We start from the raw sequence: 13,655 nt of genomic DNA, 5'->3' as shown, positions 1-13,655 counted from the left end.
GGCCGCCTGTCGGCAGCCCACCGGGAAGGAACAAATAAGAACGACTTAGCGAGCAAGGAAGAGGGCCATAACGCCCAGACCTTCTGCAAGGGCCATCGCGATAATGCCGATAACGAGGATGTTACCGAAAGCGCCGGGATTGCGGCCCACGGCTTCCACAGCCTTGGAACCGGCCAGGCCCACGCCAAGAGCGCCGCCGAAAAGGCCGGCTGCGGAGGCGACGTTGCCCGTGATGCCAGCGGCGGCGGCGGGAGCGGCGGCGGCGGCCTCAGAGGCCGTGGTCATGAGTTCGATGATCATATTCTTAGTTCTGGATGTTTGCGTTTGTTGTGTCGGCTGCATCCACACGTTGCGCATGGTCCTGCAGCCAAAGTCTCAAAGTCTGTGTCTTAGTGGTGTGAGCCGTGTCCTTCCTCGTGACCGTGGTCGTCATGAGTGGTGGAGAGCTGGATGTACACCGCGCTCAGAAGGGTGAACACCATGGCCTGGAGCAGGCCCACGAGCAGTTCCATGAAGTAGAAGGGAATTGGAAGAGCCACGCTGCCCAAAAAGCTGAGCCAGGGGGCGCTGCCGTCCATCATCGTGCTCATTGCGTGGAGCACGCTCTCACCGGCGTAGATGTTGCCGTAGAGACGGACGGAGAGGGTCAGCGGGCGCATCGCAATGGACACCAACTCAATGGCACCAACGAAGAGGAACACGAGACCGACAACGAAACCCATGAAACCCTTGAGGCCACCCTTCGGTCCGAAGGTGTGAACAACGAAACCCCACACGCCGATTTCCTTGATGGTGATGAAGAGCCAGACAATGAACGCCGTCAGCGCAAGGCCGATGGTCATGTTCAAGTCGCCGGTCGGAGGACGAAGGATGGGCTTCGTCATGTCATGCGCGCCGGTGCCAATCGTGAGGAAGCCGGTCGTGTGGCCCCAACCGATGGTGCCAACCCCAGGAACGAGGCCGAACCAGTTCGACACAAGGATGAAGAGGAACAGCGTGGCCAGAAGCGGGAAGGCCTTCGGAGCAAGCTTCGCACCGACGATGCCTTCCACACGACCATAGAGACCTTCGACAAGAAACTCGAAAAGGTTTTGCGCCTTGTGAGGCACCAACTGCATGCCAGTGGTGGCCTTCTTCGAGAGCCAGAGCAGAACGCCAAGCACAACGACCGCCACCAGCGTGGAACTCGTGAAGAAATCCGCGAATGGGATTTTCGGAAAAACCGGGCTCGCAGCCGCGTCCACAGCCAGCATGACGGGCATCGAAAAAGGTAGGTTCTCGGCGGGAAGCATAAGCGTGAGATCGAGGGCCCGAAACAAAAGGCGGGTTATGATTTAGCCGGGCTGGGAAAATGTCGCAAGACTAATTTGTGAAATTTTTCACAAAGTCGCTCCGTCCCGCTTGGAATGGGCGTTCCACGCTGATCCAGCGTTGCAAAATCACCTTCGATTTCAGGTCACATTTCCGCCATGGGCGCGCACCGGGGGAGCTTATGCGAATTGGTTTATCTGGACCCGCCTAAATTGTGAATAACTATTCCCCTAAACGCCTCTCTTTCACGCTCGATGGCGGTGCCTCCGGGGCTGTGATGCGGACAACCTGTGGGCTGCCTCGTATCTTCTCATCATGATGCGTTGATACGTACTTGAAAGCAGTCGCCCCCGGTTCTAACATCAGCCTCCCATGCCTGCCCAACCCGATGCCAGTGAAGAACTCCGTAAAGAGCTCAGCCGCCGCATTATGGTCATCGACGGAGCCATGGGCACCACCATTCGCGGTTACGGCCTGACCGAGGCGGACACGCGTGGTGAGCGCTTCAAGGACGCCCCCAAGGACTTGAAGAACAACGGGGACATCCTTTCCCTGACCCGTCCGGACGTCATCGGCGACATCCACAAGCGCTTCCTGGTGGCGGGTGCGGACATGATCGAAACGAACACCTTCTCGGGGTCCAGCATCGCCCAGAGCGAGTTCTTCAAGGAGGATCCGCGCGAGACCGGGAAGGGCCGAAAGGATCCCGCCTTCTACCAGGAAGTCCTTGAGGACAAGTTCCTTGAGGAGCTTGCTTGGGATATCAACTTTGAGTCTGCCCGCCTCTGTCGTGAATGGGCGGACAAGATTGGCTCGGATACCGGGCGCAAGCGCTATGTCGCCGGAGCCATCGGGCCGCTTACCGTGTCCCTGTCTGTTTCGCCCGATGCGGATGATGCCGGATTCCGCGTGGTCACCTTCGACCAGGTGGTGGAGGACTACCGCCGCCAAGTCCGCGCCCTCATTGCGGGCGGCGTCGACACCCTGCTCGTGGAGACCATCTTCGACGCCCTGAATGCGAAGGCGGCTCTGGTCGCAATCGAACAGGTCTTTGAGGAGGACAAGCTGCGTCTGCCCATCCAGGTGTCTGCGGCGGTCGGCCTCGGTGGCGAGACGATGATTTCCGCGCAAAAGGCTGAAGCTCTGTGGAATGCCGTGCGTCAGCACAAGCTCCTGTCCATCGGCCTGAACTGCTCCCTCGGCCCGGACAAGATGCGCCCCTTCCTGGAGGAGCTCGCCACTCGCGCAGACACCTTCATCTCCTGTTATCCGAACGCGGGCATGCCCAACCCGCTCACGCCCACGGGCTTCGATTTGGAGCCGCATCACATGGGCGAGTACCTCACGGACTTCGCCGGCGGGAAATTGGTGAACATCGCGGGCGGTTGCTGCGGCAATACGCCCGACCACATCGCGGCCATCGCCAAGGCGGTGGAGCGTTTCGAGCCCCGGTCGATTCCGACCATCGAGCCGCTGATGCGCCTGAGCGGCAGTGATGCCTTCACGCTGGCGAAGGAGGCGAACTACCTCATGATCGGCGAGCGCACGAACGTGGCTGGCTCGCCCAAGTTCGCCAAGCTGATCAAGGAAAACAAGCTGGAGGAGGCGGTGGCCATCGCCCGTCAGCAGGTCGAGAACGGCGCGAACGTCATCGACGTCTGCATGGACGAGGGCCTCATCGATGGCGTGACCATGATGACCCGGTTCCTGCTGCTGCTCGCGGCCGAGCCGGAAATCGCCAAGGTGCCCATCATGGTGGACTCCTCCAAGTGGGAGGTCATCGAGGCCGGCCTGAAGTGCCTTCAGGGCAAGGGTATCGTGAACTCCATCTCGCTCAAGGAGGGCGAGGAGCTTTTCAAGGAGCGTGCCCGCACCATCAATCACTACGGTGCTGCCACAGTGGTGATGGCGTTCGACGAGCAGGGTCAGGCTGCGACCTATGAGGACAAGATCCGCATCTGCGAGCGCGCCTACCGCATCCTGGTGGATGAAGTGGGCTTCAACCCTCAGGACATCATCTTCGACCCGAACATCCTCACCGTGGCCACGGGGATGGAGGAGCACAACAACTACGCGCTCGACTTCATCAACGCCACGCGCTGGATCAAGGAGAACCTCCCCGGTGCGAAGGTGAGCGGCGGCGTGAGCAACATCAGCTTCAGCTTCCGCGGCAACAACAAGGTGCGCGAGGCGATGCACAGCGCCTTCCTCTATTATGCCATCAAGGCGGGCATGGACATGGGCATTGTGAATGCCGGCATGCTCGAGGTGTATGAAGACATCCCTCAGGAGATGCTGGTGAAGGTGGAGGATGTACTCCTCAATCGCCGCCCGGATGCCACCGAGATTCTTGTCGATTACGCCGAGCAGTTCAAAGGGCAGAAGGGCGACAAGAAACAGGAGGTGGACCTTGCCTGGCGTGAAGCTCCGGTGGAGAAGCGCCTCGAACACGCGCTGCTGCGCGGCATCACCGATTTCATTGATCAAGACACCGAAGAAGCGCGCGCCAAGCTGGGTGTCCCGCTGAAGGTCATCGAAGGCCCGCTCATGGATGGCATGGGCGTGGTGGGTGACTTGTTCGGCGCTGGGAAAATGTTCCTGCCGCAGGTGGTGAAGAGTGCCCGCGTCATGAAGAAGGCTGTGGCCTATCTGCAGCCCTTCATGGAAGCAGAGAAGGAAGCACAGGCCGAAGCTCGTGCCGCCGCGCATCGGAAAGCATTGGAGACCAATGCTGATGCAATCGCTGAAACGGCAGCGGAAGAATCCTCGCCGACCATCGTGCTCGCGACCGTGAAAGGTGACGTGCATGACATCGGCAAAAACATCGTGGGCGTGGTCATGGCCTGCAATGGCTTCCGCGTCATCGACCTCGGCGTGATGGTGGCGTGCGAGAAGATTCTTGAGCGCGCGGTTGAAGAAAAAGCAGACATCATCGGGCTGAGTGGACTCATCACTCCTTCGCTGGATGAGATGGTGCATGTCGCCAGCGAGATGCAGCGCAAGGGATTCAAGCTCCCACTGCTCATCGGCGGCGCGACCACCAGTGCGGCGCATACCGCCATCAAGATTGCACCGAAGTACGAGCACCCCATCGTGCATGTGCTGGATGCCTCCCGCTCCGTGCCGGTGATGACTTCACTGCTCAGCGAAGAGCAGCGGGCCGGATTCGTCCAGAAGAACGAAGAGCGTCACAACGACCTGCGCGCGAAATACGCGGCCAAGGATGAAGCCAGCAAGCTGCTGCCCATCGCCGAGGCGCGTGCCAAGGGCTCTCAGTTTGACTGGGCCACGCAGGAGATCGCCGTGCCGTCATTCACCGGCGTGAAGGTATTTGATCCGCTGTCCATTGAGGAAGTGGTGCCCTTCATCGACTGGTCACCCTTCTTCCACACCTGGGAACTGCGCGGTCGCTGGCATCCGGAGGAGCAGCGTTTCAAGAGTGCACTTCCAGAGTTTCAGGCACAGGTCGAACCCGAGGCGGCGAAACTCTACAACGACGCGTACGCCCTGCTGCAACGCGTCATCGCGGAGAAGCGCTACACCATCCGCGCCTGCTACGCCTTCTATCCCGCCAATCGTGTGGGTGATGACGTGGAAGTCTACACGGACGAATCACGCTCCACCGTGCGGACGGTGTTCCACACCCTGCGCCAGCAGAATCCCAAGAAGGACAAGCCAAACTACGCCCTCGCCGACTTCGTGGCGCCGAAGGAAAGCGGACGCGCGGACTACATCGGCGGCTTCTGTGTGGGCATCCATGGAGCGGATGAGTTCGCGGACACCTTCAAGAGCGCTCTCGACGACTATAACAGCATTATGGCCAAGGCGATTGCGGATCGTCTGGCGGAAGCCACGGCGGAATACCTGCACAAGCAGGCCCGCATCGCGTGGGGTTATGAGAAACCGGAAGAGCTCTCGAATGAGGAGCTCATCCGCGAGCGCTACCGCGGCATCCGTCCCGCGCCGGGCTATCCTGCCCAGCCGGACCACACGGAGAAGCCCATCCTGTTTGATCTGATGGACGCGACGGCTCACACCGGTGTGACCCTCACCGAGAGCAACGCCATGCACCCCGGCGCTGCCGTGAGTGGCTTGTACTTTGGCCACCCCGAAGCGCGTTATTTTGCCGTGGGCAAGATCAACAAGGACCAGATCGAAGACTACGCTGCCCGCAAGGGGGCGACGGTGGAGGAGATGGAGAAGTGGCTGGGGCCGTGGCTGGCGTATTGAGGTGTTTCTAAAGTAGCCTCGGCTTCAGCCGAATCAGGGCCCGCTTCCGTTCGGCTGAAGCCGAAGCTTCTTTAATGACCGCGCTGCTCTTGTGGCGTGCCTCTAACATCATGGTCTTCAGCACAGTACTTCGCACGCACTGCATCCAAGCGCCGTTCCAAGTCCTCCTGCGTTAGCAGGCGAACGGAACCGTTCCGTATCTCATCGACCCGGCGTGAGATTTCCGATTCGTCAGGACGTGGCAAGCGGTCGTTCATGACGTAGAATGCGGCTCAAAAACAAAACCTTGCTAATACCGCCATCGGTGAGAGGTTGGCAACCCCCAAATACCAGCGGGGGTTTTTTATATGGATAGTAACTCTTCTTTTGAGCCCGGCACTGAGCCGGATGCCACGTCAGCCGCCCCCTCTCCGGAGGTCGTGCCGCTGTCGACGGCTCCTGCTCCGGCTCCTCAGCCTGCCCCTGAAGCGCAGGAGAGTTCCAGTCCTGTCGCCGCCGCTGCTCCCGCTCCCGCCCCGGCTGCCCCTGCTTCTGACAAACCCCTTTTCGCCGATCTCGGCCTGGCCCCGGAGATTCTCCAGGCGGTGACAGCCCTTGGTTTTGAACAGCCTTCGCCGATTCAGGCGGGCTCCATCCCTCCGGCGCTGCAGGGTCGCGACGTAGTGGGCCAGTCCCAGACGGGTTCCGGCAAGACCATGGCCTTCGCCATTCCGGTGGTGCAGTCGATTGATCCCCGTGAGCGTGGCGTGCGTGCGCTCATCATGTGTCCGACGCGCGAGCTGGCCATGCAGGTGTGCGAGGAAGTGCACAAGCTCACGGCCTACAAGCGTGGCATTCGTGCCCTTCCGGTGTACGGCGGCGCGACGTATCACCGCCAGATTCGCGGCCTGCAGGACGGCGCGCAGGTGGTTGTCGGCACTCCCGGCCGTATTCACGATCTGATTGAGAAGGGCGTGCTGATCCTCGATGACCTCAAGCTGCTCGTGTTCGATGAAGCGGATGAGATGCTCGACATGGGCTTCCGCGAGGACATTGAGAACCTCGTCTCCCTGCTTCCTGAGGAACGCCAGACCCTTTTCTTCTCGGCCACGCTGGATGGCCCGATCCGCCCGCTGGTGGAGAGCTTCACGCGCAATCCCGTGCGTGTGAGCATTTCGCACAAGGCGCTCACGGTGCCCTCGGTCGAACAGCGCTTCTTCGAATGCATGAGCCGCTCGAAGATCGAGGTGCTCTGCCGTGTGCTCGACATGGAGAATCCCCGTCTGGCCATGGTCTTCGGCAATACGAAGCGTGCTGTGGACGATGTGACGGACGCTCTCATGGCACGCGGCTATGCCGTGGATCGCCTGCATGGTGACCTCAACCAGACGATGCGTGACCGCGTGATGAAGAATTTCCGCGCCGGCACGGTGGAAGTGCTCGCGTGTACGGACGTGGCCGCTCGTGGTCTCGACGTGGATGAAGTGGATCTGGTCGTGAATTTCGACCTGCCTTACGACGAAGAAGACTACGTACACCGCATTGGCCGCACCGGTCGTGCCGGGCGCAAGGGCAAGGCCGTGAGCCTCGTGAGCGGTCGTGAAATCTTCCTGCTCCAGCGCATCCAGCGCTACGCCAAGGTGAACATCGAACGCTCCAAGGTGCCGACCCGTGAAGAGGTGGAAGGCAAGCGCACGGATGGCTTCATCGAGAAACTCCAGGCTACGCTCGACAAGGGCGACTTCAAGTCCCACGAAGACACCCTCCAGCGCCTTCTCGATGCCGGACAGAACAGCACGGACATCTCCAGCGCGTTGATGCACCTCTGGATTGCGGAATCCTCCCGCGAGGCCGAGGAAATTCTTGAGGACCGTCCGAAGCCAGAGCGCCGTCAGCGCGATCCGCGTGAGCAGGGTGGTGGAAACTACCGTGACCGTGATCAGTCACAGGGCCAGGGTGGTGGAAACTACCGTGATGAGCGCGGCCCCCGTCAGGGCCCGCCTGCGCCGCATCAGCCTCCGGGGAATTTCACCCGCATGTTCATCAACATCGGCGCCATGGACGAGGCCACGCCTCGCGACATCGTGGGGGCCGTTTACCGCACCGCAAACCTGCCTCCGGGCAGCCTTGGTCGCGTGGAAATCTTTGAGAAGTGCAGCTACATCGGCGTGCCGCATGAGTTCGTGCAGCAGGTGCAGGATGGCATCTCAGGCGCGGTCTTCCGTGGCCGCAGCCTGCGCATGGACATTGCCGGACCTCCAGAAGGTGGCGGCGGTGGCGGTGGTGGATTCCAGCGTCGTCCTTTCGGCGGTGGTGGCGGTGGCGGGTTCCGCGATCGTGAGCAAGGCGGTCAAGGTCAAGGTCAGGGCTATCAAGGTGGCCAGGGCGGTGGCGGCGGCTACGACCAGCGCGAACGCCGGTCCTTTGGCCCCCGCAGCAGCGGCTACGGCGGCGGCGGATTTGGTGGTGGTGGCTACGGGCCCAAGAAGAAGTTCGGCGGTTTCAGCGGCGGCAGCTCTGGTGGCGGCTTCAAGAAGAAGAAGCCTCCCTTCGGCGGTTGGGAGGAGTAGGACTCCGCAGCGCAGGATTGGCAGCGATCGTGGCCGACTTTCTCCGAAAGTCGCAGCGCGTCGCTGCTTGCCCAATGCTTTGGCTACCGTGAGACCCAGCTCACTCCCGACCCATACTCTGGAAGGGGTATTGAGCGAGTGGGTGTGGCATGGCGCAGCGACTTTCGGAGAAAGTCGGCCACGATGAGGGCCGCTTCGTCTACTTCTGCCGTAGCGCCGAGATGATCATCCCCAAGCCACCCACGATGAAAAGACAGGGGAACCAGATGCTGTAGAGGGCAGCGCGTGAGGAGTGCTCCAGGAGCGCAAAGTCGTGGTCGGCGGGATTCACCCAGGCGGTGACTTCCTTGCCCACGGGATACTCTTCCAACCTGGCCTCGGCGCCTTCCTTGTGGGAGGAGCGGCCTTCCACGCGGCGGATGTGGGTGGAAGTGTGCTGCTTTCCCTCGATCGTGTAGTGGTAGTGAATCTCCGGCCGGTAGGCGAGGGGGGAGTTGTGCGTGGGGCGCTCGGTAAGCAGGAGGGAGACGGTGATGACCGCAGGCACGGGCTTCCAGTGGCGGGTCTCTTCCGCCCGTTTGTAGGAAACCCAAAGCACTCCGGTGGCAATCGCGCCCATGATGATGAGGGCGAGGCCCATGAGGACTTTAAGCGTGCGCGCGCCCTTGGTGGAGGTCATGAAACCACGGTGCGCAGGATGCGCAGAGTGTCGAGCCGGAGTTGAGCTTCCTCGCTGCACCACTCAGCACAAAGGGGGCAGGAGTGCCATAGGCGCAAACTTAAGAATGGTGAGGGTATCAGCTCGTTTCGATTGATGTGGCATGATGGAATTTGCTCCCGGAGGGACAAACATCCAAGGCAACTTAAGTTAGCGTCTATTGGCAGGAGTGCCCCCCATCCTTGGGAAGGCGTTGCCTTCCAGAAGTTCGAAGTGGTAGCTCTACTTCTTCTGCACCTGCGCGACTTCAGCGTCCTTCAGCAGGAGCACAAAAATGATCTGACCATCCCGCCACTTCGGTCCACCAATGAAAAGCGGGCTGCCTTTGCGCAGGACGGTGTCTGTTTTCACCAGCACCTGCTGTCCCTGCCAGAACTGCAGGTGCAGATTGAGGCTGCCGTCCGCGGTGGTTCCCTTGGAGTCCAGCTTGAGGAAGACATCCTTGGACGGGACAACCCAGGACTCGTACTCGCGAAAGACCACCTGGCTGTGCTGGCCCAGTATTTCGAAATGCTTGAACGGAAACGCCTTGCCCAACCGCTTCTGCAGGTCGGGGAATTCGGGTGGGGAGATTGCCTCACCTTTTCCTTCCGGCGCCTTGGGAGCGCCGTAGATGAGGGCACCCCACACCTGGCCGTCCTTCGCTGTCTTCTCAGCGGAAATGGATGGTGTGACAGGCGCTGCGGCCGGTGCCGGTGCCGGCGCGGTCTGGGCAGAGAGAACCGGGGCGAGGGCCATGAAGGCCAGCCCCAGCAGGGAGGTGATGGTGGTGGGTCGCATCAAGAACACACCTTCGCTTAGAGTCCCGCACCCATCACCAGCGGTCGGCTGGCGGCATCCTTGGACATCACGAGGAGCACGCCACCGTGATCATCAAAGAGCGTCGTGGTCGCCATCTGGGCGTCGTTCTCGCTGTGGTGGACGTTGAACCCGGCCACGTTGCGGTCTGCTGGGATGGCTTCGAGTCCATCGAGCATCAGCACGGTGGCGTCCGCGTCCGCGTTGTAGCTGGCCGTGGCCTTCACGGTGGCACTGGGGGCGTAGAGGCTCAGGATCTGGGTGTGGCCATCCGTGCTCAGCGGACGATTCTGAAGCAGGAAGAAGCCCGCCACCAGCACAGCAGCGGCCCCGGCGTAGACCCAGGGAGTGCGCAACCAGTCCAGCCAGCCTGCGGAGGCAGTGGCCTTGCTGCCGGTCTTGGCGCGCTGTTCAGCCTGCTGCTCGGCCGTGATGTGCTCCATGATTTGGGAATTGAAGAAGTCCGCATGGGGCACCTCACGCTCCATGGTCACGTGGGCGCGGATGGCCTCGCCCATCTTTTTCATGGACTGGGCCTCCTCGCGCAGGGCGGGGTCGGCAGCCATCATGGCCTCGAAGCGGGCGGTCTCTTCGGGGGTCAGCTCCCCGTCGAGCCAGCGGCCCAGCAATTGATCATCAGGCGTTTTCATAAGTGTCCTTGAGCAGTTCTTGAAGCTTTTTGCGGGCGTAGAAAAGGCGGCTCATCACGGTGCCGAGGCTGCTGCTGGTTGCTTGTGCGATTTCCTCGTAGCTGTGACCCTCCACCTCCCGCAGGAGAATGACGGTGCGGTGGTCCGGGCTGAGCTGCGCGATGGCTTCATGGATACGTGCACCCAACTCGCGGTTCTTCAACGCTTCGTCGGGAGCGAAGTCGCCTTTCGGCACGGCCTCCGCGCCGGCGGCCACGGGGCGGCCTATTTCATCGTTGAACTCCCCGTCGCTCTGGATCCGTTTTTTGCGGAGCCAGTCGTAGGAGGTGTTGTGGGCGATGCGGTACAGCCACGTGTAGAAGGACGAGTCCCCCTTGAACGAGGGCAGCGCCTTCCACGCCTTGATGAAGGCCTCTTGGGCGAGGTCCCATGCATCCTGGTCGTTCTGTACAAGGTGGTAGCACATGCCGTAAACCTTTCCGCGATAACGAGTGACAAGCAGATCAAACGACCGCGCGTCGCCGCGCTGGCACCGTTTGACGAGTTCCAAGTCGGCGACCTCGCTGGAGGGCTGGGCGGCGGAAGAAGCCACGGCGGGGTCGTTCATGGGTACTGACGGGAGCGTAGGGGGGGTTATTCAACCGGATGACCAAGTTTCGGAGGAAACCCGGTGACCGGTCAAGCCAAGCACGTCTTTCAGGGGCAAAATTGTCGCCTGGACATGTCCGCCGCAACCGCCCACGGTCAAATCGGAGCGCGCGTAGGACACGAGTTTCCGCGTCTTTGGAACATGCTGCGTGGAAGCTGTTCGATCTGAAGTGAAAGGGCAACTGAGCCCGGCTGCCACTTCAGCGCATCTCGCGGCCGCTTTTGAGGGCTTTGTCCCGATTTGCTACACGTGGTGAATAATCCGCGGACTCCTTGACGACCGTGCGACACGCGGCGTAGGTTTCGGGCTCTACCATGAAATCCATCCTCCTGTGCCCTGTCCTCGCTCTTGCTACCGTCGCCACTCTTGGCGCGCAGGAGAACAAGCCCGCTGATGCCAAACCCGCCGCTCCCGCTGCGGCTCCCGCGAAGGAAGACCCTGCCCAGCAGGACAAGGTGAGCTATTTCATCGGCACCCAGATTGGCTCCAATTTCAAGCGCGATGGCATCGAAATCGTGCCGGATACTTTGGTGCAGGGCATCAAGGATGCGCTCGCTGAAAAGAAGGATGGCAAGTACACCGAGGCTGAATTGATGGCAGCCATGCAGTCCTTCCAGGCGACGATGGAAGCCAAGCAGCGGGTGGAACTGGCCAAGCGCCAGGAAGAGATGGAAAAGGTGATGAACGAACTTTCCAAGTCCGGCCCCAAGAACAAGGAAGAGGGTGAAAAGTTCCTCGCGACAAACGCCAAGCGTGAAGGCGTGACCACCACGGCCAGCGGCCTGCAGTATGAAGTGCTCAAGAAGGCGGACGGCCCCAAGCCCAAGGCCACCGATGAAGTGACTGTGCACTACAAGGGCACGCTCATCAGCGGCGACGAATTCGACAGCTCCGAGAAGCATGGCCAGCCCGCCACCTTCCGCCTGAACGAAGTGATCCCCGGCTGGACCGAAGGCGTGCAGCTCATGCCCGTGGGTAGCAAGTACAAGTTCTACATCCCCTCCAAGCTGGCCTACGGTGAGCAGGTGCAGCCCCCGAAGATCGGTCCGAACTCCACGCTCGTATTCGAAGTGGAACTCCTGAACGTCGGCGGCGAAGCCAAGTAACGCGCCGCGCTTCGCAAGGTGCGCGCAGCGGGAGCCGGGGCGCGCACTCCACTACTTCTCAATGATGAACCGACTCCGCCAGTGCATTGCTTGGATTCCCTTCAAGCTGCACTGGTTTTTTGTTTTTGTGAGCGGCGCACTGGTGCCGTTCCTCACGCGGAACCACCCCGATGCCAAGCAGCACGGGGAGTGGTACCCCTTCTCGAACTTCCCGATGTATTCGACGTTCGAGCCGACGGCGTACTATGTGTACGTCACGGACCTGAACGACAAGCCCGTGGCGCTGGTTCCCACGTTCGGCAATTGGGGTTCAGGAGTGAAGAAAACGTATGACCAGTTCCTGAAGGCAGAGGTGCGGAGGCTCAAGGAAGAGGCCACTGCTGCGGGAACCAAGTACCGCAAACGCCTGGTGGAGATGAGTGGCGAGGAATGCCGCCCTGCCGGCGACGCGACGCTCAAGCAATTGCGCGACACCAGCAAGGCACTGGAAGAAGTGCGGAAGTATCCCGGGTTCCGCCTTTATCAGGTCGATATCACTTTGGAGGATGGGAAGATTGTGAAACGCGACAAGCTCGTGGGGGAGGTGAAGTCATGAGTGCGATCGCTACCGCCGCTCCGCATGAGGAGAATACCGGTCCCTCGAGTGCCCCCCTGTGGAAGCGTTTCCTGCGCTTCTGGTTCGCCCTCGAACCCATGCGCCATGCGTGGTGGGAGACGCTCACCATGCGCGGCATCATCGCCTGGGCGGCCTGGCTCACATTGCGCCAGCCTTCTCCCTTTGATCAATATCCCCAGCCGCATGGTCTCGCCGTGTGGGGGGTGGACTTCACCTGGCTGGGGGATGCCCAACTCTCGTCGTATCTCGCGCTGCTGTGGGCGGCTTGCCTTCTGCTCTATGTAGCGAATGTGATGCCAGTGCTCACGCTGTTTCCCGTGCTGGTGGCCAGCGTAGGTCTTGGCGTGCTGGGAAATTCCCAGGGTGCCATTGGCCACACCACGCAGGTGCTCACGGTGGTGTTGCTGGCCCAGTGGATGGCATATGTGTGGGCCGCGATTCAACCGCGCACACATCTCCCCATGCCGCGTGGTTTTGACCGGCAGCAACTCGCGATGGATTGGGGCCGTCAGGCTCTGGCCGCTACCTATGTGGTCTCCGCTGTCACGAAGCTGATCGAGTCGAAGGGTGACTGGATTTCTGATACACCCTATTTCGGCCTACAGGTGGTGAAGTCAGAGGGTATGGGCTTTTATGATCATCTTGTTCCACGGATTGCCGAGAGCAGTGCCTGGATCGGGCAGTGGATGGTGGACCATCCCATGATCACAGCGGTGATCCTTGCGGCTGCGCTGCCGCTGGAACTGCTCGTTTTCCTCGGCCTGAACAATCGACGCATCGCCCTTTTCTTTGGCATCTCGCTGTATGTTTTCCACAGCACCGTGACGGAGGTGATGCAGCTCGGCTTCCTGTATCACAAACTGCTGTTGCTGGCGTTGTTTGTGAACCCGGTATTCTGGGTGGTGGCGGGAGTGAAAAAGTTAGTAGTGAGAAGTTAGGGGTTATTGGTTATGAGTTGGATGTTCTCGCCTGCCTTCTGCGCACCCAACGGATTTCATTTTCAGCCAACTCCGAGCAGGCCTTTTGCC

11 protein-coding genes are annotated in these 13,655 nt (G+C 60.8%); 5 read left to right on the top strand and 6 right to left on the bottom strand.

The features are described 5' to 3' along the window. Nucleotides 1–45: 45 nt before the first annotated feature. Nucleotides 46–300, bottom strand: a complete 255-nt coding sequence (locus tag G5S37_RS29115; protein ID WP_240914741.1) for an ATPase — start codon at nucleotides 298–300, stop codon at nucleotides 46–48. 89 nt (nucleotides 301–389) lie between these two features. Further along, nucleotides 390–1,253: a F0F1 ATP synthase subunit A gene (atpB, locus tag G5S37_RS29110; RefSeq protein WP_165209528.1), complete on the bottom strand. Its 864-nt coding sequence runs from the start codon at nucleotides 1,251–1,253 to the stop codon at nucleotides 390–392. Nucleotides 1,254–1,683: 430 nt separating this feature from the next. On the opposite strand from atpB, the gene metH reads away from it, so the two are divergent. Both metH and G5S37_RS29100 read left to right on the top strand, forming a co-directional pair. Next, entirely contained in the window at nucleotides 1,684–5,541 is a 3,858-nt protein-coding gene (metH, locus tag G5S37_RS29105; RefSeq protein ID WP_165209525.1) for a methionine synthase, read from the top strand. A 347-nt stretch (nucleotides 5,542–5,888) separates the two neighbouring features. Beyond that, complete coding sequence (locus tag G5S37_RS29100; RefSeq protein WP_165209522.1) at nucleotides 5,889–8,090, top strand: DEAD/DEAH box helicase; 2,202 nt, start codon at nucleotides 5,889–5,891, stop codon at nucleotides 8,088–8,090. 199 nt (nucleotides 8,091–8,289) lie between these two features. Here G5S37_RS29100 and G5S37_RS29095 read toward each other — a convergent pair whose 3' ends face one another. The 4 genes from G5S37_RS29095 to G5S37_RS29080 form a co-directional block, all read right to left on the bottom strand. Further along, nucleotides 8,290–8,769: a DUF3592 domain-containing protein gene (locus tag G5S37_RS29095; RefSeq protein WP_165209519.1), complete on the bottom strand. Its 480-nt coding sequence runs from the start codon at nucleotides 8,767–8,769 to the stop codon at nucleotides 8,290–8,292. A 261-nt stretch (nucleotides 8,770–9,030) separates the two neighbouring features. Next, a complete protein-coding gene (locus tag G5S37_RS29090; protein WP_165209516.1) occupies nucleotides 9,031–9,588 on the bottom strand; it encodes a hypothetical protein in 558 nt (185 codons plus the stop codon). 17 nt (nucleotides 9,589–9,605) lie between these two features. Further along, complete coding sequence (locus tag G5S37_RS29085; RefSeq protein WP_165209513.1) at nucleotides 9,606–10,256, bottom strand: hypothetical protein; 651 nt, start codon at nucleotides 10,254–10,256, stop codon at nucleotides 9,606–9,608. Further along, nucleotides 10,243–10,863: a sigma-70 family RNA polymerase sigma factor gene (locus G5S37_RS29080; protein WP_165209510.1), complete on the bottom strand. Its 621-nt coding sequence runs from the start codon at nucleotides 10,861–10,863 to the stop codon at nucleotides 10,243–10,245. Before G5S37_RS29080 ends, G5S37_RS29085 begins: the two co-directional genes overlap by 14 nt. Before the next feature lie 356 nt (nucleotides 10,864–11,219). Here G5S37_RS29080 and G5S37_RS29075 point away from each other — a divergent pair, with 356 nt between their 5' ends. From G5S37_RS29075 to G5S37_RS29065, 3 genes are all read left to right on the top strand, one after another. Further along, on the top strand, nucleotides 11,220–12,011 hold the full coding sequence (locus tag G5S37_RS29075; protein WP_165209507.1) for an FKBP-type peptidyl-prolyl cis-trans isomerase: 792 nt from the start codon (nucleotides 11,220–11,222) through the stop codon (nucleotides 12,009–12,011). Between the two features lie 61 nt (nucleotides 12,012–12,072). Next, nucleotides 12,073–12,606, top strand: coding sequence for a hypothetical protein (locus G5S37_RS29070; protein WP_165209504.1), 534 nt, complete (start codon nucleotides 12,073–12,075; stop codon nucleotides 12,604–12,606). Further along, complete coding sequence (locus G5S37_RS29065; protein ID WP_165209501.1) at nucleotides 12,603–13,565, top strand: hypothetical protein; 963 nt, start codon at nucleotides 12,603–12,605, stop codon at nucleotides 13,563–13,565. Before G5S37_RS29070 ends, G5S37_RS29065 begins: the two co-directional genes overlap by 4 nt. Nucleotides 13,566–13,655 lie beyond the last annotated feature (90 nt).

The organism is Roseimicrobium sp. ORNL1 (assembly GCF_011044495.1).
Classification (GTDB): Bacteria; Verrucomicrobiota; Verrucomicrobiia; order Verrucomicrobiales; family Verrucomicrobiaceae; genus Roseimicrobium.
Note: the sequence above shows the minus strand (reverse complement) of the source record. Positions and strands in the feature narration are given on the sequence as shown.

What these genes read in the sequence shown, in the direction of transcription:
- G5S37_RS29070 (WP_165209504.1), top strand. Translation starts at nt 12,073, where the DNA reads ATGATGAACCGACTCCGCCAGTGCATTGCTTGGATTCCCTTCAAGCTG.
- G5S37_RS29080 (WP_165209510.1), bottom strand. Translation starts at nt 10,863, where the DNA reads ATGAACGACCCCGCCGTGGCTTCTTCCGCCGCCCAGCCCTCCAGCGAG.
- atpB (WP_165209528.1), bottom strand. Translation starts at nt 1,253, where the DNA reads ATGCTGGCTGTGGACGCGGCTGCGAGCCCGGTTTTTCCGAAAATCCCA.
- G5S37_RS29115 (WP_240914741.1), bottom strand. Translation starts at nt 300, where the DNA reads ATGATCATCGAACTCATGACCACGGCCTCTGAGGCCGCCGCCGCCGCT.
- G5S37_RS29090 (WP_165209516.1), bottom strand. Translation starts at nt 9,588, where the DNA reads ATGCGACCCACCACCATCACCTCCCTGCTGGGGCTGGCCTTCATGGCC.
- G5S37_RS29085 (WP_165209513.1), bottom strand. Translation starts at nt 10,256, where the DNA reads ATGAAAACGCCTGATGATCAATTGCTGGGCCGCTGGCTCGACGGGGAG.
- metH (WP_165209525.1), top strand. Translation starts at nt 1,684, where the DNA reads ATGCCTGCCCAACCCGATGCCAGTGAAGAACTCCGTAAAGAGCTCAGC.
- G5S37_RS29075 (WP_165209507.1), top strand. Translation starts at nt 11,220, where the DNA reads ATGAAATCCATCCTCCTGTGCCCTGTCCTCGCTCTTGCTACCGTCGCC.
- G5S37_RS29100 (WP_165209522.1), top strand. Translation starts at nt 5,889, where the DNA reads ATGGATAGTAACTCTTCTTTTGAGCCCGGCACTGAGCCGGATGCCACG.
- G5S37_RS29065 (WP_165209501.1), top strand. Translation starts at nt 12,603, where the DNA reads ATGAGTGCGATCGCTACCGCCGCTCCGCATGAGGAGAATACCGGTCCC.
- G5S37_RS29095 (WP_165209519.1), bottom strand. Translation starts at nt 8,769, where the DNA reads ATGACCTCCACCAAGGGCGCGCGCACGCTTAAAGTCCTCATGGGCCTC.